Genomic DNA, 18,181 nt, shown 5'->3' on the forward strand with positions numbered 1-18,181 from the left:
CCGACATGATGAAAATAAAAACACTGACCGCCAGACTTCGTCAGCATTGGGTTCCCGGCATGACGCTGGCTGCCTCCGCGCTGGTTTTCCCGGCGCTGGCAGCGGAGAACAACCCGGCCATCCAGGCGTTGTTCGATCAGGCCAATTACTGGCACCAGAAGGCCCATGACGAGCTGGCCCGCGATGCGCTGAACAAAGTGCTGATGGTCGACAGCAGCAACACTCAGGCCATTTACCTGATGGCGCTGTGGGCACAGCAGAGCGGCGACAGCGCGACGGCCAGCAAATGGCGCACGCGTCTGAGCCAGGTCTCACCGGATGATGCGCATCTGGTGGAGCTGGACCAGGCCCGTCAGCTGCAGTCAATCCCGGCGGCGCAGCTGTCGCTGGCCCGTCAGCAGGCGCGCAGCGGCAATATCTCGGCGTCGCTGCAAACCTGGCGCAACACCTTCAGCGGCAACGAGCCGCCGGCCAGCGTGGCGGCAGAATATTACCTGACCATGGCGGGCGATCGCTCGCTGCTGCCGCAGGCGATTGATAACCTGCGTCAGTTCTCGGCGCAAAATCCGCAGGATAACGGCGCGAAGCTGGCGCTGGGCAAGGCGCTGACCTATCAGGAATCTACCCGCCGCGAAGGTCTGCAAACGCTGGCCGGCATGGCGGATGGCAACCAGGATGCGGACCGCTCGCTGCGTCAGGGTCTGTTATGGCTCGGTCCGCAGCCGGCCGATGCCCCGCTGTACCAGAACTATCAGCAGCGTCACCCGCAGGATCGCGCGGTAATGGACTATTACCGTAAGAACGCCGGGGGTGCTGAAAAAGGCCAGGGCTTTACCGCGCTTAACAGCGGTGATGTTTCCGGCGCTCAGTCTGCCTTTAATCAGGTGCTGCAGGCCAACCCGGAAGATGCCGATGCGCTGGCTGGTCTCGGCTATGTCGCCCAGCGCAACGGCAACTATGCCGCGGCGGCGGACTATCTCGATCGTGCCGCGAAGCAGGGCGGTGAAAACAGCCAGCAGCGCATGACCCAGGCCGCCGACGCCCGTTTCTATGCCCAGCTTGCCACCGCGCAGCAGGCGATGAAGGCCGGGAACACCGCGCAGGCGCTCAGCCTTAGTGAACCCCTGACCCAGGCCGACGGCGAAAAAGGCGTGTCGGCGAAGCTGTTCCGCGCCGATGTGCAGCGCCGCAGCAACCAGCTCGACGCCGCGGAGCAGACCTACCGCTCGGTGATCCAGAGCGACCCGGACAACCGTCCGGCGAAAGAAGGGCTGTTCTACGTGCTGCGTCAGCAGAACCGTAGTGCGGAAGCCAATACGCTGCTGTCGGCTCTGCCGGAAAGCGTGCGTGAAAGCGTGACGCCGAAACCGGCGGTGACCAGCGATCCGGTGCGCCGCCAGGCGAAGCAGGCGCTGGCGGCGGGTAACACCCAGCAGGCGATTACTATCCTGCAACAGGGCTTGCAACGCTTCCCGACCGATCCGTGGCTGCGCCTCGACCTGGCGCGCATTTACCAGCAGCAGGGCAACACCAACCTGGCGGCGGGCATCATGCAGCCCGCGTTCCGTTCCGGCGCAAGCAATAACGAAATTTACGCTGGCGCGCTGTTTGCCAGCGAAAGCGGTGCCTGGCAGCAGGCGCAGACGCTGATCGCCCGCATTCCTGCCCGCAGTCAGAGCAGCGAAATGCGCGAGCTGTCGCGCAGGGCCAACTTCAATCTGCAGATGGCGGTGGCGCAGCAGTATCTGGCGCAGGGCTCGAATGCCGCGGCGGCGAATACCCTGAAAGCGCTGGCGGTGAACCCACCGGAGAACCCAGCCGATGCGGGTAACCTGGCGAAAGGGCTGGCCGATGCCGGCGATCTGTCGACGGCGGTAACCGTGGTGCGCAACAATATGCAGCGCGGCGTGCAGGGCAATGCCGGTGATTATGCCGCGCAGGTGGCGGTGCTGAACCAGGCCGGGCTGAGCGGCGAAGCGCAGAGCTTCCTCAGCAACCCGGAACTGCAGTCGCGCAGCACGCAAACCCAGCTGGCAGGCATTCAGAACGGCTACGTGATCAACGAAGCCGACCGTCTGCGGAATCAGAAGCAGTATGCTGCGGCCTACGACAAGCTGATCGGCGCGTTGCAGCGCGATCCGCAGAACACCGATTTGATGTTTGCCATGGGCCGTCTCTATCAGTCCGGCAAAATGAACAAAGAAGCGGGCGTGGTGTATGACTACCTGATGACCCGCGACACGCCAACCCAGGATGCCCGCGTTGGCGCGATTGACGTGGCGCTGGCCAGTCACGACCTGCCAAAGGCGAAAGGCCTGGTGGCCGGACTGCGTGGCGAGCAAACCCCGGAGCGCCTACTGCTTATGGCGCGCGTGGCGGAAGCCGACGGCGACCATCAGCAGGCGCTGGCGTACCTGCGCACCGCGCGCGGCAAGATGATCGGTCTGGAAGGCGCCTCAAGCGGCTCCAACCCGGCAATCGGCGGCCTGGCGCTGGCAGACAATCCATTTATCAACCGCACCACGTCATCGCAGCGTCGTTCCCCTTCGGCGTATGGCGCGGTGATGCCGTGGCAGACCGCCCCGGCGGGCAGCAGCGATGCGGCGATGCAAACCACCAGCGTGGACGTGCCGTCGCAGCAGAGCCAGACGCTGCATCAGATCGATACCATGATGGACGATTTGCAGGAGCGCACTGGCACCTGGGCACAGGGCGGCGTGCAGGTCAGAGGGCGTGATGGCGAATCCGGCCTTAGTAAGCTGACCGAAGCCAAAGCACCGCTGACCTGGTCAACGGTACCGTATGGCGACACCCGTTTCGACTTCACCTTAACGCCGGTGACCCTCAGCGCGGGCAGTGCCAACAGTTCGGCCACCCCGCGCTTTGGTACCCAGGCGCTGGAGCAGGGCCGCAGCGCGCAGGCCAACAACGTGCTGCCGTCGGAAGTGAAGCTGGATTCACCGGGATCGCAGAACGCCTCCGGGGTTGAAGTGAACCTCGGCCTGACCAACGACAACTTCAAAATTGACCTGGGCTCGACGCCATTGGGCCAGGATCTCAGCACGCTGGTGGGCGGCATTCAGTGGTCACCGAAGCTGACTGATTATCTGACGCTGATCCTGACCGGTGAACGCCGTTCGGTCACCGACAGTCTGCTCTCTTATGTCGGCGTTGAAGACAAGCTGAGTGGCAAACGCTGGGGCCGCGTGACCAAAAACGGCGGCGATGCGCTGTTAAGCTATGACAATGGCGACGCCGGTTTCTACTTCGGCGCGGGCGGTTACAGCTATCTCGGTGAGAACGTTGAAAGCAACCAGAGCATCATGGGCCAGGCGGGCGCCTACGTGCGTCCGTTCCATGACGACAGCAGCGAGCTTAAAACCGGTATCAGCATGAGCTGGATGGATTTCTCGAAAAACCTCAGCTACTACACTTACGGCCAGGGCGGTTACTTCAGCCCGCAGAACTTTGTTGCGGTGTCGTTCCCGGTTGACTGGAGCAAGAACTACGACGATCTGAAGGTGAAGGTTGGCGGCTCGGTGGGTTATCAGTCCTACTCGCAGGATCGCAGCGCCTACTTCCCAACGGATCCGGATAAACAGGCGCAGCTGGAAAGTTATTACAATGCGGGCTACGCCACCGAGGCCTATTACGAAGGCGGCAGCAAAAACGGCATTGGCTATAATCTGCACGCCGGTGCGGATTACAAGGTGAATAAAGACGTCACCATTGGCGGCCAGCTGGGCTACGACACCTTCGGTGATTACAACGAAAGCAGCGCGAAACTCTATTTCCGCTATATGCTCGGGGACAAATAAGAATGACTGACCTTCAGGACCGTACGCTGCACTACTATCGTCAGCAGCAGTATCAGCCAGGCTGGTTCGACTTACTGAGCGTGATGATTAACGGCATGTTACGCAATGCCGGAGAGCGTGAGAGTCACGCCTTCCTGCAGCAGATGGGTGATACGCTGGCAGCGCGTTATCCGCTGGGCGCGGCGAATACCGTGGCGGATCTGGAAAGCCAGATCAACGCGGTGCTGGCGCAGTTTAACTGGGGCTTTGTTGATGTGCAGCCGCGTGAGAGTTCGATGGTGATCTCGCATATGGCGCTGCCGCCGGGCGACGGGCAGATTGAAGCCCGTCAGTGGCGTCAGGCGCTTGGCGCGGTGCTGCTGGGCTTATACGCTCGCTGGCTGCGCGATCAGGGCGGCAACCACGCCGTTCCGTTGGTGTGCGAAGAAACCGACAGCGAAGCCACGCTGAATTTCCGTTATCAGAGGTGAGGAAGATAATAATGTCTCTGCTCAGGGCGAGCCTGATGATCATTGCGATGATGGTGGGCTGCGCGCAGGCCATCGCGTCAGACGGCTGGAGCACCTTTAAAGGGCGCTTTATGACCGAAGACGGCCGCATTCAGGATACTGGCAACAATAACGTCAGCCATACCGAAGGGCAGGGCTACGCGATGTTGATGGCGGTCTGGTACAACGATCGCGGCAGCTTCGACAATCTGTGGCGCTGGACTCAACAGCATCTGAAGAACCCGCAGAATGGCCTGTTCTACTGGAAATACAATCCAGCCGCCGCCGATCCGGTGATGGACAAGAACAATGCCTCCGATGGCGATGTGTTGATCGCCTGGGCGCTGCTGAAGGCCGGACAGAAGTGGCAGAATCAGGCCTATTTGCAGGCGTCCGACCGCATTCAGAAGGCGATTGTTGACCGCGAAGTGATCACCTTTGGTGGCCAGACCGTGATGCTGCCTGGCGTGCAGGGCTTTAATAAAACCAGCTATGTGGTGTTGAATCCGTCCTATTTCCTGTTCCCGGCGTGGCGTGATTTTGCCGCGCGCAGTCATCTGAAGGTCTGGACCAACCTGATCGACAGCGGGATGGATCTGCTGGGCAAGATGCGCTTTGGCGATGCCGGTCTGCCGGTTGACTGGGTGGCCTTGAACGCCGACGGCACGGTGGCCCCGGCTACCGCCTGGCCGCCGCGCTTTAGCTATGACGCGATCCGCGTGCCGCTGTATGTCTACTGGTATGATCCGCAAAGTCTGCAGCTGGTGCCGTTCCAGCGTTACTGGATGGGTTTCTCCCGGCTGCAAACTCCGGCATGGATTGACGTGATGAGCAACAACAAAGCGCCTTACAATATGGCCGGTGGCCTGCTGGCGGTGCGCGATTTGACGCTGAACCAGAGCGGTTATCTCACCGACCAGCTGGATGCCAAAGAGGATTACTTCTCGTCGAGCCTGCATCTGCTGGCCTGGCTGGCGCTGAAAGACCACTAATCTGGTCCGCAGGCAATAAAAAACCCGCCTGCTCACACGGATGAGCAGGCGGGTTTTTTTCATCTATCAGTTCGGGTACGCCACCCAATCTCCGCCGTTCAACCGGATCCACGGTTTCCCCTGATACATCATCACCACCGCGTTATCGTTCTCCGACACCACCGGCGTCTGCGGCAGGTTGGCGGCCAGCGTCGCCAGATTTACCTGCGGGTTGCTGAACACCTGACCATCCACCGCACGGGAAACCAGTTCGGAAATGGCCTGCAGGCTGGTTGGCGTAGAGACGTCCACGGCCTGGGCCGGATGAGGCGCTTTCATGCCGACAAACTTAATGCCGACCGGCACATGGGTAATCGACGGGCTGGGAATATCCCGCAGTCCGGACATCTGCATTTTGTCGCCTTCCAGCGCCGCACCGTGCTCCGGTACCACGATCACCATCACCCGACGGCCGGATTTATCCAGATTGGTCAGGAAGGTATCAAGCTGATCGAACAGCATTTTCGCGCGCGGCTGCCAGGCGGCGGTTTTGCTGCTGCCCAGTTCGCGCGTGCCGTCATGCAGCGGGATCAGGTTATAGAAGGTGGCGCTGCGCGGATCGGCACTTTTCTGCCGCTCATCCAGCCAGCGCTGCATCACCTCGCCATCGTTTAACACCGGCGAGCTGTCGAAGGAGCTGAGTTCCGGCGTGATCCCGGCCTGCGACATCAGCGGCGCGTTCACATTGCCCTCTTCACGCAGCTCCTGCAGATAGTTACCGAATACGCCGGTATGGTCCATCATCAGCTGCTGCTTAAAGCCGAGGTTCGCCAGATTGTCGAACAGATAGCAGCGTCCATCGGTCGGTTTATACAGGTCGCTGTGCGAGCTCTGGCCGCAGCTGGCACGCAACAGGCGGATACCCGCTGGACCACTGTAACCGGTGGCCGAATTGTAGTTGCTCAGCATAACATCGAAGTGCTTCCACAGCGGATGATCGCGCAGCTGTGCCGCATCCAGATCGGACCACGCCAGCGAACAGATATTGATCACCAGAATATCGAACGGGGCCGCATCCGCCGGTAAGGTGGCGGGGAACGCAGTGACCTTCTGCTTTTCGCTGTCGTAAAACTTATTCAGATACGCGGTCAGATTGGCGCTGGTGGGCGGCGCAGACTGATCCAACCCGTCGGCGGCGGTCTTGGCCGCTGGCGCTGGCGCAGACGTAGACGCCGCGGCAGGCGTGCTGCTGCCGGGCAGCAGGTTCACCGACGGACCGGCAATCGTCACCACGTTCAGCCACAGCAGCATCAGCGAAACCAGCACGGTAATGCGCACCCACTGCGAGATAAACAGGTACAGCACCAGCATCACAAAGGCGGTGCCCACCATCTCCCAGTTAATAAAGCGGTTGGCCAGCTCCAGCAGATACGACGCGGAGAAGCCGGTGAGCTGGCTGCCCTGACTGGCAATGCTTTCCGGGCCGGGCAGCCAGGTATCGTGCCAGAACAAACCGATGCCAATCGGGATAGCGATCCAGTTGCGCAGGCGGTGCAACCGATCGGAGCGGATCGGCAGCAACAAGCCGGCCAGCAACACCAGGTTGCTCAGCGGATGAAAATTGAGGTATCCGAACCACAGCAGCGCGAATTTGATCAGGAAGTAGAAGTTCCAGCCACCCAGACCGCGCCATAAAAAGCGCGCTGCGGGCATTACAGGTCGTTGAGTCATTTCTTATCCGGTGGAGTGGTCGCATTACGTCGCCAGGTGCCTTCGTACTTCAGGGCGCGCGGCGGGGTCAGGCGTAGCATTAGCCGGTGCCACTTTTGAGGCAGCCAGCGGGCATAAACAGGTTTAAGTATTAATAGCAGCAGCATCACAAGGATCAGGATCTGCACGATATCCGACAGGTTCATTCTGACGCTTCCGGTGGCTGTTTACCGAGGGTGATGTCCTGGGGCTGACGGCGCGGGGCTTCTGTCGCGGGCGTCGACGCCTTCGGATCGGCAGCAGGCTGCACCGGCGCGGCGCGCCAGGCGGTTTTCACTTTGGCCGGGATCTGGCGGATCTCCGACAGAATCTGCAGATCCTCCTGCCACACCAGCCGGTTAGTGAAAATCTCATCGTGCGGCAGGCGGAAGATAAACTTTACCGCCGTGTCCAGATCGTTAAAGCGACAGGAGGAGAGGAACAGATACACCCGGTCATCGACTAACGTCACCAGATCGCCAAAGCGCCGGGGTTTGCACAGCGTCAGCACCTGTTCCGGCTTAAGCTCCGGCACCGGACGCAGCGCGACCAACAGGCCTTTGCCATTCTCGGGCAGCAGGGTGTTGTTTACCAGCAGCGTCACCGACTGGCAGAAAGCCTCCAACGGCAGATAGCCTCTTTCCTGCAGCGGCTGCATCGATTTCAGCAACGCATCAAGATCGGCGGGCACGTGACGATTGTAGGATTGACCCTGAATGCCTTCCAGCATGGTCAGGAAGCGCGACATCGGCGCATTAAACGGCACGATGGCGTTGACGCCGCAGGCCAGCAGCAGGCGTTCATCGCTGTAGCGCAGGGCAGTTTCCATCTCGCGCACCACTATTTTTAGCCCGCTGCCGCGGGTCCGCCGCAGGCTGTGGATGCGGCCTGCCAGATGGGGGATATGGTCGCTGCTTTTCAGGGTGAAAATCACCGTAGCGGCATTGGCCTGTAACGCGCGTTCGTACACCTCTTCATTGGTGGCAAACAGCATCCACTGACTGGAGAGCGGCGGCGCGCCTTCCAGCACCGTTTGTTCCGCGAGATACAGCTGCTCATCGTTGAGGGTAAGCGGGCTATTTTGCTCTGCCTGATCCCGTAAGACGAAGCCCTGTTCTGACGCGTCGAGGCGCATTGCACGGTCGGCCAGCATACCGCCGCCATTTGCCCACCAGTTAATGCGGTAATTCCAGCTGTCCTGCTGCCAGTCGAGATGGGAAAGGCCTTCAAGATGGCGGTAACAGGTTTGCAGATGATTGCGAATGTTATTAATTCCTGTTCCCGCAGTAATTATCAGAAGCGTGATTTTTTTTCCGCTCAACCACTGTTGTAATTGCTTCAGCCAAATATTTACCTCGTCAGCCGCTATTTTTTCCCATAACAACGAAGCGGTAAATAATATCACCAGGCGCGGTTTTTCCGACAGCACCCGCTCCAGATCGTCGGTGAGGTTGAGCAATGCCTGGCGCGTCTCCGGTAATGAGAACATCGGAATGGCATCAGGGCCGCCCTGCGGCGCAGGGCTAAGCAGCGCCAGGGGCGAGCTGCCGGCGGTGATCACGGCCACCGAGCGCTGCGCGCTAATGCACTGACGTGCCAGAGCACGGGCGTCTTCTTGCCGGTTTGCAGTTATCCAATAACAGCCGGATGGCTGCATCAGGATTAATTCATCCCTGACCTGTTCTAAACCTAAAGAAAATGATGTGGCCATAAGTTTTATCGCAACACGTCCTATTAAAAACAGTGAGTGGTGAGCAGATGAAAATAGGTTACCTGAATTATCTTGCTGTAAATATACATTACAACTTCGGCCAAACCCATTTAAACTATCCTTAAGTTAATTCTTAGAACAACCCGCCGCCTTTGGCACCTTCTGCGGCTAAAAAAAAAGGATTTAGAATGAATCAGCCGCGACAGCCGGTGTTATCTGTAAGCAGTGAATCACAGGATGACATTCGCGCGTTAGCCGACGCCTTCTCTTTACAACACTGGCACTATGTTGACATCGCCCGGGAAGAGCGACTGGCGGCGATTGTTGCCCGCTGGCCGTTACTGGCAGAGCTGGCAACAGATCTGCGCAAGAAGGTGGCGTAATGCCGGTGATTGCCTTTCAGGGGCTGCGCGGCGGTGCGGGTACCACCTCGCTGGTGGCGGGGTTAAGCTGGGCGCTGCATACGCTGGGCGAGTCGGTTATCGCTATCGATATGTCGCCCGACAATCAGCTGCGCATGCACTTCAATACCGCGTCGGAGCATCCGCGTGGCTGGCTGCGTACCGCGCTGGATCGGCAGCCGTGGCAGCAAAGTGCCCTGCGCTATGCGCCCGAACTGGATTTTATCCCCTTTGGCCAGCTGGGTGACGACGAGCTGATGGCCTTTGTCAGCCAGCCGCTGGCGCATCAGGATGGCTGGGCCACCCAACTTGCCTCGCTGAAGCAAACCTATCGCTGGATCCTGCTGGATGTTCCTGCCGGCACCACGCCGTGGACGCGGGCATTACTGGCGCTGGCTGACCGCACCATCAGCGTGATGGTTCCTGATGCGAACTGCCATATTCGCCTTCATCAGCAGTGCTTTACCGCCGATAACCTGTTCTTACTGAATCAGTTCTTCCCGGTCAGCCGTTCGCAGCAGGATCTGCATCAGCTGTGGCTGGCGACGTTGCAGAACCTGATCCCACTCACTATTCACCGCGATGAGGCGGTGGCGGAAGCGCTGCTGCGCAAGCAGCCGTTTAACGAATATCGCCCGCAGAGCCTGGCGGCAGAAGAGATGACGACCTTCGCCAGCTGGGCGCTAATCCATCTGACTGAGCAGGCGTCATGAAGCATATCCTCAGGACAGGGTCGACATTATGACGGCATTACGCTGGCTACTCAATCCGCCGGTCTGGCAGGCGCTGCATCAGCGTTACGGCGGTTTCCGCCGCAACGGCGCGTCGGCCATTACCTGCGCCTTGCACTGCTTCTGGTTGGTGTTGGGCTGGTCGCTGCTGCGCTTTGAGTCGCCGGCCTGGCAAAAGGTGCAGGCCGATCGACGTCGTCTGTACCCGCATATCTCGCCGGAAAAACCGCGTCCGGCAGATCCCCTGCGTTATCTTTTCCAAAGCCTGTGGCTAGTCGTGATCTTGCCTGTCGGCGCTGTTAGCAGTAGTGAGCGCTCACGTATTATTCCGTTGCAGCGCTGGCGGCAGCGCGCCTTAATCTGGCTGGGCAAACTGCCGCAGCGCGCGGAAGATCGGCAACTGGCGCGCAGGGCCGACCACCGCATAAAGCAGATGCCTGCAGCGCTGCGCAAAGGGCTGTTTGGCGTGGCGATCTTGCTGGCCACCGCGCTGGCGCTGCTGTGTATCTCTCAGCCGTTCGACTTCTTTACCCAGGCGGTGTTTGTGGTGCTGCTGTGGAGCGTGGCGATGGTGGTGCGGCGCATTCCGGGGCGTCTGCCGACCATGATGCTGATCGTGCTGTCGCTGACCATCTCCTGCCGCTATCTCTGGTGGCGCTACACCGCCACGCTGAACTGGGATGACCCGGTCAGCCTGACCTTTGGCGTGCTGCTGGTCGCGGCGGAAACTTATTCGTGGGTGGTGCTGGTCCTGGGCTATTTCCAGACCCTCTGGCCGCTGCAGCGTCAGCCGGTACCGATGCCGGCTGACACCGCCAGCTGGCCTACGATAGATTTGTTAGTACCCACTTACAATGAAGCGCTAAGCGTGGTGAAACCGACGCTGTATGCCGCACTCGGCATCGACTGGCCGAAGGACAAACTGACCATTTACCTGCTGGATGATGGCAACCGCGATGAGTTTCGCCAGTTCGCAGCGGAGATTGGCATAAAGTACATTGCCCGCTCCGGGAATGCCCATGCCAAAGCCGGAAACATCAACCATGCGCTGAAAAGCGAATGCCGCGGCGAGTATGTGGCGATTTTCGACTGTGACCACGTGCCCACCCGCTCTTTCCTGCAGGTGGCGCTGGGTTGGTTCCTGAAAGACCCGAAGCTGGCGATGCTGCAGACGCCGCACCACTTCTTCTCGCCCGATCCATTCGAACGTAACCTGGGCCGCTTCCGCCGCACGCCCAATGAAGGCACGCTGTTTTATGGTCTGGTGCAGGATGGTAACGATGTCTGGGATGCGGCGTTCTTCTGCGGCTCTTGTGCGGTGATCCGCCGCAGCGCGCTGGACGAAATAGGCGGCATCGCAGTGGAGACCGTCACCGAAGATGCGCATACCTCGCTGCGCCTGCACCGCAAAGGCTACACCTCGGCCTATATCCGTATTCCCCAGGCGGCGGGCCTGGCGACCGAAAGCCTGTCCGCCCATATCGGCCAGCGTATTCGCTGGGCGCGCGGCATGGTGCAAATATTCCGTCTGGATAACCCGTTGATGGGCAAAGGACTGAAGCTGGTGCAGCGGCTCTGTTATGCCAACGCCATGCTGCACTTCCTTTCCGGTATACCCCGGCTGATCTTCTTGCTGGCACCGCTGGCCTTCCTGCTGTTCCACGCGTTTATCATTTTTGCGCCAGCGCTGGTGATCGCCATCTTTGTGCTGCCGCATATGGTGCACACCAGCATGACCAACTCCCGCATACAGGGTCGCTGGCGTCACTCGTTCTGGAGCGAAGTCTACGAAACCGTGCTGGCCTGGTATATCGCCCGGCCGACCACGGTGGCGCTATTTAATCCGCATAAAGGCAAGTTCAACGTCACCGCCAAAGGCGGACTGGTGGAAGAACAGCATCTCGACTGGGTGATCACTAAGCCGTATATGTGCCTGGTGCTGATCAACCTGGCGGGCATCTTTGCCGCCTTCTGGCGACTGCACTCTGGCCCGCCGCACGAGGTTTTGACGGTGCTCGTCAGCCTGGTGTGGGTGCTGTACAACATGATTATCCTCGGCGGTGCGGTGGCGGTGTCGGTGGAAGCCCGGCAGATCCGTGAAGCGCATCGGGTGGAAATTGCCATGCCGGCGGCGCTGGCGCGGACCGATGGCCATATGCTGCCCTGCACGCTGCGCGACTACTCCGATGGTGGCGTCGGCCTGGAACTGCGGGAAGACAATTTGCTCAGCGAAGGCGAGCAGGTCTGGCTACTGCTGCGCCGGGGCCAGCAGGAATTCAGCTTCCCTTGCCTGGTGCAGCGCACTTTCGGTCGCCGCGCCGGCATCCGCCTGCATCAGCTGACCACCGAACAGCACGTCGAATTTATACAATGCACCTTTGCCCGCGCCGATACCTGGGCCTTGTGGCAGGACAGTTTCCCGGAAGATAAACCCGTGCAAAGTCTGGCCGATATTGTGGTTCTGGGCTTTAAAGGCTATTTGCGGTTGGCGGAGTATGGCCCCGCACCGCTGCGCAGGTTGTTTGAGCTGCTGACGCGGCTGGCAGGCTGGTTGGCCTCTTTCTTCCCCCGAAGCGTGAGCAGAACAGGCTCCGCGATTTCCTGATTGACCTTGATGAAGACCTCATGACGAAAAAATTAGCTTGGTTCACCGCATTATGGCTTGGCGCGCTGCCAGGACTTCAGGCAGCGCCGGACAGCTACACCCGTCCGGTAAACACGACGGCGGACAGCCTGGTGCCTCCGGCAATCGATCCCGCCGCGCCGGTACGTGATTATCTGCGGTCCTTTACCCAGATTGCCCCGCCGCCAGGCAACTTTAACCTGACCGGCACCCGCACCCAGGGGCAGATTGAGTTTGGCGTGCGCAGCGATGAAGTGGTGACTAAAGCGTTGCTCAACCTGAGCTTCCGCCCATCGCCATCACTGATCCCCGGCATGTCGCATCTGAAGGTCTACCTGAACGACGAGCTGGTGGGGCTGGTGCCGGTTGTCGCCGAGCAGGCCGGTAAAAATAATCAGGTTCAGGTGCCGATCGATCCGCGCTTTATTGGCGACTTTAACCGTATCCGCTTTGAGCTGGTGGGGCATTACGCCAACATCTGTGAAAACCCGGCCAGCAGCGCTATCTGGCTGGATATCGGGCAAGACAGCACGCTGGATCTTTCGTTGCAAAAGCTGCCGCTGAAGGACGATTTATCGCACTTCCCCGAGCCGTTTTTTGATGCGCGCGACAACCGCCCGTTAACCCTGCCGGTGATTTTTGCCCGCGCGCCAGATCTCGGCCAACAGCGCGCCGCCGCAGTGCTGGCATCCTGGTTCGGTACCCAGGCGGACTGGCGCGGACAGACTTTCCCGGTGCTGTATAACCAGTTGCCCGATCGTCAGCACGCCGTGGTTTTTGCCACCAACGACCAGCGCCCGGACTTCCTGAAGGATTTGCCGCCGGTGGATAAACCGACGGTGAAAATCATCGACCAACCGGACAATAAGTACCAAAAATTACTGTTGGTGTTGGGACGCGACGATAACGATCTGCTGAAAGCGGTGCAGGGGATTGCGCAGGGTGAACTGCTGCTGCGTGGACAATCCTCGACCATTGACAGCGTGAAGGAGCTGTCTGCACGCCAGCCTTACGATGCGCCAAACTGGGTGCGTACCGACCGCGCCACCACCTTCGCCGAGCTACAGCAGTTCCAGGGCCAGCTACAGGCCGATGGCATGCAGCCTGCGCCGATTTCGTTAACCCTGAAGCTCCCGCCGGACCTGTTCCTGGTGCGTGCACGCGGTATCGATATGGATATCAAATATCGCTATACCTCTCCGGTGCAGGATGACGGCTCGCGGCTGGCGGTGAACCTGAACAACCAGTTTGTGCAGGATTACCCGCTGGTGAACAAGCGCGACGAAAGCAATCAGCTGCTGCATATTCCGCTGGTGCAGGGGCTGCTGGATGGCGGCACGCAGCTCACCATTCCGGCCCTGCAGCTGGGCGTGGTGAACCAGATGCGCTTTGATTTTGATTATGCCAGCACCTTTATTGGCGGCTCGTTTAACAACAATACCAATGAAGGGCGCTGCGAAACTATCACCCCGGTGAGCAACCATGTGGTGATTGACGGCAATTCGACGGTCAATTTCTCTGGCTATCGCCACTATATGGAGATGCCGTCGCTGGGCGCGTTTGCCAACGCCGGCTTCCCGTTCAGCCGCAACGCCGATCTGGCACAAACGCTGGTACTGGTTAATAACCGTCCGCAGCCGGGTGAAGTCAGCGCGCTGTTGAACGCGCTGGGCAACATCTCGGCGCAGACCGGCTATCCGGCGCTGAAAATGCAGATCGCCGATGACTGGAGCAAGGCAAAAACCAGCGATGCCGATCTGCTGATGATCGGCAGGCTGCCTGAACAGATGAAGGATGATGACAAGGTCAATCTGCTGCTGGATACGGCGAAGAGTTGGATCAACAAGCCTAACCGTCAGACCGCCGTCTCCAGCGGCGCCTCTTCCCCGGACGATCTGCGCGCTGAAAGCCAGACCACCATCAGTTCTGGTGGGCCGATGGCAGCGGTGATTGGCTTCCAGTCGCCATTTGATGCGCAACGCAGCGTGGTCGCGCTGCTGGCAGACAGCCCGCGCGCGTGGGAATTGCTGAATGGCGCGCTGATCGACAGCGGTAAACGCGCGGCAATCTTTGGCTCGGCGTCAGTAATCCGTGAATCCGGCGTGCGCAGCCTGCGGGTGGGCAATACCTACTGGGTGGGCCATTTGCCGTGGTGGGAGCGGGTATGGAATGCGCTGGCCACGCATCCGGTGCTGCTGGCGGCGTTTGCCACGCTGGTGGTGATCCTGTTTGCGCTGCTGGTGTGGCGACTGATGCGCCGCGTCAGCCGTCATCGCCTCGGTGACGAGGACGACGATTAGTGAAACGTTCGCGACTTAGCCTGTTGTTGCCGCTGCTGCTGTGGCCCTTAAGCAGCAAGGTGCTGGCGGCACCCGATCACGTTGAGCCGGTCGACTGGCTGCTGCAACAGGTCAGAATTGGCGAGGCGACCAATAAATATGATTTGGTCAGCCAGTCGCTCTACCGGCTGGAAAAAATTGCCCCGGATAACCCGCAGGTGTTGGCGGCGCAGATCCGCCAGGCGTTACATCAGGGCGAGCAGGACAAAGCGCGTCAGCTGATGGTAACGCTGAAGCAAATTTCGCCCGATTCGCTGGCGACGCGGCAGGCTGAAGTTAGTATTCGCTTACTATCAGATGAGGGCAGGAAACAGCTGCAGCTGGCGCGGCTTCTCGCCACCTCTGGCCGCATTGAAGAGGCCAAAGCGGCTTACGATAAACAGTTCAACGGTGTCTTTCCCTCGCCCGATATCGCGCTGGAATACTGGCGGGTAGTGTCGCGGCTGCCGGGACAGGAAAACCGCGCGCTGGCCGAACTCTCGGCGCTGGATCGCGATGCGCCTGGCAGCATTAACGTGCGCATGGCGATTGCGCAAATGGAGCTGAGCCGCAATAACCCGACCGCCGCCGTTAAACAACTGCAAGCGGTGGCAATGGATCCGGCGGGCCGGGTGCAGGCCGCCGAACTGTGGCTCAGCAATATCAAATCGCAGCCGGTCACGCCGCAGAGCGTCGCCCAGCTGAAAACCTATCTCGCCACCTTTACCTCTGACAAGCCGCAGTCTGACGGTCTGACCGAGCTGGCGCGTCAGCAAAAAATGCTGGCCGATCCGGCTTACCAGCAGCGGCTGCGCGGCCTGGCGATGATTGACCGCGGTCAAAGCAGCACCGCCATTCCCGCTCTGCGCGCCGCGCTGCAGGCCACCCCAAACGATCCCGATTTATTGGGGGCGATGGGCCAGGCCCTGGCGCGGGACAACCGTCGCGCCGAAGCAAATGGCTATTTTCAACGGGCGGTTGTCGCTGATGCGCAGGGCACCGATATCGGCAAATGGCGCAGCCTGCTGACCTCTAACCAGTACTGGCTGGCAATCGCCGGGGGCGACAAAGCGCTGGCGGCGGGTAATCTTAGCCAGGCCGCAAGCCAGTATCAGCGGGCGCGCTCGCTGGATAACCTCGACAGCTATGCGCTGATTGGGCTGGGCGACGTGGCGCTGGCGCAGAAAGACCCGGCCACGGCGGACGTGCAGTACACCCGCGCGTTACGGCTGGATGCGGGCAATACCACCGCAGCCCGGCGGCTGGCCGCTCTCTATCAACAGCAGTCCCCGCAAAAAGCGATGGCGTTTATTAACGGGCTGCCAGCTGCGCAGAAAAAGGCGTTGGGTGACACCCTCGCCAGCCTGCGTAGCAATGCGTTGAGCGCTGAGGCGGACAGGCTGGCCGCGGCTGGAAACTGGCGGCAGGCGGCCGAGATTTACCGTCAGGCACAACAGTTGTCGCCTGACGACGTCTGGCTGAACTACCGGCTGGCGGCCGCACTGCGCCAGAGTGGACAGACGCAGGCCGCCGACCGGCAGATGCAGGCGATGGCGCGTCAGCAGCCGGGCGTGCCGGCACAGGTGTATGCCAACGCGCTGTATTTGTCAGGCAGCAACCGCCCGCAGGCCGCGCTGGCGCAGATCCACTCGCTGCCGCAGACAAAGTGGGATCAAAATATTACCGATCTCAACGCCCGACTGGAAACCGACCGGCTGATTGCCCGCGCGGAAGCCAGCCTGGATAACATCGAAGCGCTGATTGCCCGCCATCAGCTGGTCGCCGCGCGTAAGCTGCTGAGCGCGCTGCCGCCCGAGGCGTCCACTGATAACGTCTACAGCGGACGCCGCGTGGCGAATGCCTGGCTGGCGGTAGGTGAGCCGCAGAAGGCTACCGCGCTGTATGCCGGGCTGAAAACCCAGGCCGCAAAAGCCGGACCATCGCAAAGCAGCGCGCTGATCTATCGCGATGCTGCCCGCCTGGAAGCGCTGCAGGGGCAACCTCACTTCGCGCAGGAGGATTACCGCCAGGCGATGGTCGCCAGCGGCATCACCCCGGTTGTACCGCCGGATAATCAGGCGTTTACCCGGCTGACCCGCAACGACCCACAGGATGACTGGTTGAAACGCGGTATCCGCAGCGATGCCGCCGATCTTTACCGTCAGCAGGACAGCACGCTGACGCTGGAAGAAGACTATTCGCGCAGTAAGGGCACCGGCGGCGTATCCGACTTCACCGCGCACACCACCATGATGGAAGCCGAAACGCCGTTCGCCGACGGCAAAAGCTTCCTGCGGCTGGATAATGTCGATGTCTCGGCCGGTACCTTCTCGCGCAATGACAGTGGAAACATTGATGAGACGTTCGGCACCTGCGCCAATGACGATGCCACCTGTAACCGCGATTTCCGCCAACATCAGAACGGCACCAGCGTTGGCGTCGGCTACCGCAGCGAACAGTGGCGCGCGGATATTGGCACCACGCCGCTGGGCTTTGCAGTCACCAACTGGGTAGGTGGCGTCACCTGGAACACCGATCTACGGGACCTCGGCGTGTCGTTGACCGCGTCACGGCGGCCGATTTCCAGCTCGCTGCTCGCTTATGCTGGCGCACAGGATCCCAATACCGCCAGCGGCAAAACCTGGGGCGGCGTGGTGGCAACCGGTGGCGCGATTGGCCTGAGCTACGACCAGGGCAACGCCAACGGCGTATGGGCCGATCTCAGCGCGCACCAGATCACCGGCGAAAACGTGGCGGACAACAGCCGCGAACGCCTGATGGCGGGCTATTACTACAAGTTAATCAACGAAAACAACCGGCGGGCCACCATCGGCCTGAACGGCATGCTGTGGCACTACGCGAAGGATCTGAGTGATTACTCACTTGGACAGGGCGGCTATTACAGCCCGCAGCGTTACAGCTCACTGTCGGTACCGGTCAGCTGGCGCCAGCGCACGGAAAACTGGTCTTACGATCTCGGCGGTTCCGTTTCCTGGTCCCATTCGCAAACTGACGGCCAGTCACGCTATCCGCTCGATTTCGGCGCGTTGACCACGGATAACCCACAAAGCAGCGACAGTAGCAGCAACGGGTTCGGTTATACCCTGCGGGCGGTGGTCGAGCGTCGTTTAACCGCGCACTGGACGATGGGCGTCGGCGTCGATATTCAGCAGGCGAAGGACTATACGCCGAGCCACGGACTGATCTATGCGCGTTATTCGATGGCAGGCTGGCAGGGCGATCTGGATATTCCGCCAGAGCCGTTAACCCCATACGCGGACTTTAAATAGGGTCATCAGGCTGCAGTTACGGGGAAAATTAAGATAATCGCCTTCAGAAAACACCTAATCAACCACTTGCCGGGACAGAGT

The 18,181-nt window shown here is 60.2% G+C and carries 11 protein-coding genes; 8 read left to right on the forward strand and 3 right to left on the reverse strand.

Annotated features, from left to right (window positions below):
- Nucleotides 1–8: 8 nt before the first annotated feature.
- Genes AC1UKS_RS00870 through AC1UKS_RS00880 form a run of 3 tightly spaced genes read left to right on the forward strand, consistent with a single transcriptional unit; the run spans nucleotide 9 to nucleotide 5,298 of the window.
- Nucleotides 9–3,818, forward strand: coding sequence for a cellulose biosynthesis protein BcsC (locus tag AC1UKS_RS00870; RefSeq protein ID WP_482436856.1), 3,810 nt, complete (start codon nucleotides 9–11; stop codon nucleotides 3,816–3,818).
- A gap of 2 nt (nucleotides 3,819–3,820) precedes the next feature.
- Nucleotides 3,821–4,288: a cellulose biosynthesis protein BcsD gene (bcsD, locus tag AC1UKS_RS00875; protein ID WP_482435358.1), complete on the forward strand. Its 468-nt coding sequence runs from the start codon at nucleotides 3,821–3,823 to the stop codon at nucleotides 4,286–4,288.
- 11 nt (nucleotides 4,289–4,299) lie between these two features.
- Nucleotides 4,300–5,298: a glycosyl hydrolase family 8 gene (locus AC1UKS_RS00880; RefSeq protein WP_482435360.1), complete on the forward strand. Its 999-nt coding sequence runs from the start codon at nucleotides 4,300–4,302 to the stop codon at nucleotides 5,296–5,298.
- Nucleotides 5,299–5,364: 66 nt separating this feature from the next.
- Here AC1UKS_RS00880 and bcsG read toward each other — a convergent pair whose 3' ends face one another.
- The 3 genes from bcsG to bcsE are packed head-to-tail and all read right to left on the reverse strand — an operon-like array spanning nucleotide 5,365 to nucleotide 8,737.
- On the reverse strand, nucleotides 5,365–7,008 hold the full coding sequence (gene bcsG / locus AC1UKS_RS00885; RefSeq protein WP_482435362.1) for a cellulose biosynthesis protein BcsG: 1,644 nt from the start codon (nucleotides 7,006–7,008) through the stop codon (nucleotides 5,365–5,367).
- On the reverse strand, nucleotides 7,005–7,193 hold the full coding sequence (gene bcsF / locus AC1UKS_RS00890; RefSeq protein ID WP_482435363.1) for a cellulose biosynthesis protein BcsF: 189 nt from the start codon (nucleotides 7,191–7,193) through the stop codon (nucleotides 7,005–7,007). Before bcsF ends, bcsG begins: the two co-directional genes overlap by 4 nt.
- A complete protein-coding gene (gene bcsE / locus AC1UKS_RS00895) occupies nucleotides 7,190–8,737 on the reverse strand; it encodes a cellulose biosynthesis protein BcsE (protein ID WP_482435364.1) in 1,548 nt (515 codons plus the stop codon). Before bcsE ends, bcsF begins: the two co-directional genes overlap by 4 nt.
- 188 nt (nucleotides 8,738–8,925) lie before the next feature.
- On the opposite strand from bcsE, the gene bcsR reads away from it, so the two are divergent.
- The 5 genes from bcsR to bcsC are packed head-to-tail and all read left to right on the forward strand — an operon-like array spanning nucleotide 8,926 to nucleotide 18,100.
- On the forward strand, nucleotides 8,926–9,120 hold the full coding sequence (gene bcsR, locus AC1UKS_RS00900) for a cellulose biosynthesis protein BcsR (RefSeq protein WP_265909178.1): 195 nt from the start codon (nucleotides 8,926–8,928) through the stop codon (nucleotides 9,118–9,120).
- On the forward strand, nucleotides 9,120–9,851 hold the full coding sequence (gene bcsQ / locus AC1UKS_RS00905; protein WP_482435366.1) for a cellulose biosynthesis protein BcsQ: 732 nt from the start codon (nucleotides 9,120–9,122) through the stop codon (nucleotides 9,849–9,851). Before bcsR ends, bcsQ begins: the two co-directional genes overlap by 1 nt.
- 28 nt (nucleotides 9,852–9,879) lie before the next feature.
- Nucleotides 9,880–12,474 (forward strand): UDP-forming cellulose synthase catalytic subunit, encoded by a 2,595-nt coding sequence (bcsA, locus tag AC1UKS_RS00910; RefSeq protein WP_482435367.1) that lies wholly within the window; start codon nucleotides 9,880–9,882, stop codon nucleotides 12,472–12,474.
- A gap of 20 nt (nucleotides 12,475–12,494) precedes the next feature.
- Nucleotides 12,495–14,792, forward strand: a complete 2,298-nt coding sequence (gene bcsB, locus AC1UKS_RS00915; protein ID WP_482435368.1) for a cellulose biosynthesis cyclic di-GMP-binding regulatory protein BcsB — start codon at nucleotides 12,495–12,497, stop codon at nucleotides 14,790–14,792.
- The gene (gene bcsC, locus AC1UKS_RS00920) at nucleotides 14,792–18,100 is read left to right on the forward strand and encodes a cellulose synthase complex outer membrane protein BcsC (RefSeq protein WP_482435369.1); all 3,309 of its coding nucleotides are present in this window, start codon (nucleotides 14,792–14,794) and stop codon (nucleotides 18,098–18,100) included. The genes bcsB and bcsC overlap by 1 nt, the downstream gene beginning before the upstream one ends.
- Nucleotides 18,101–18,181: the final 81 nt, after the last annotated feature.

Source organism: Erwinia sp. AK-PDG3-5, from assembly GCF_056821705.1.

Coding starts and splice junctions, on each gene's coding strand:
- AC1UKS_RS00870 (WP_482436856.1), top strand. CDS start 9: ATGAAAATAAAAACACTGACCGCCAGACTTCGTCAGCATTGGGTTCCC.
- bcsD (WP_482435358.1), top strand. CDS start 3,821: ATGACTGACCTTCAGGACCGTACGCTGCACTACTATCGTCAGCAGCAG.
- AC1UKS_RS00880 (WP_482435360.1), top strand. CDS start 4,300: ATGTCTCTGCTCAGGGCGAGCCTGATGATCATTGCGATGATGGTGGGC.
- bcsG (WP_482435362.1), bottom strand. CDS start 7,008: ATGACTCAACGACCTGTAATGCCCGCAGCGCGCTTTTTATGGCGCGGT.
- bcsF (WP_482435363.1), bottom strand. CDS start 7,193: ATGAACCTGTCGGATATCGTGCAGATCCTGATCCTTGTGATGCTGCTG.
- bcsE (WP_482435364.1), bottom strand. CDS start 8,737: ATGGCCACATCATTTTCTTTAGGTTTAGAACAGGTCAGGGATGAATTA.
- bcsR (WP_265909178.1), top strand. CDS start 8,926: ATGAATCAGCCGCGACAGCCGGTGTTATCTGTAAGCAGTGAATCACAG.
- bcsQ (WP_482435366.1), top strand. CDS start 9,120: ATGCCGGTGATTGCCTTTCAGGGGCTGCGCGGCGGTGCGGGTACCACC.
- bcsA (WP_482435367.1), top strand. CDS start 9,880: ATGACGGCATTACGCTGGCTACTCAATCCGCCGGTCTGGCAGGCGCTG.
- bcsB (WP_482435368.1), top strand. CDS start 12,495: ATGACGAAAAAATTAGCTTGGTTCACCGCATTATGGCTTGGCGCGCTG.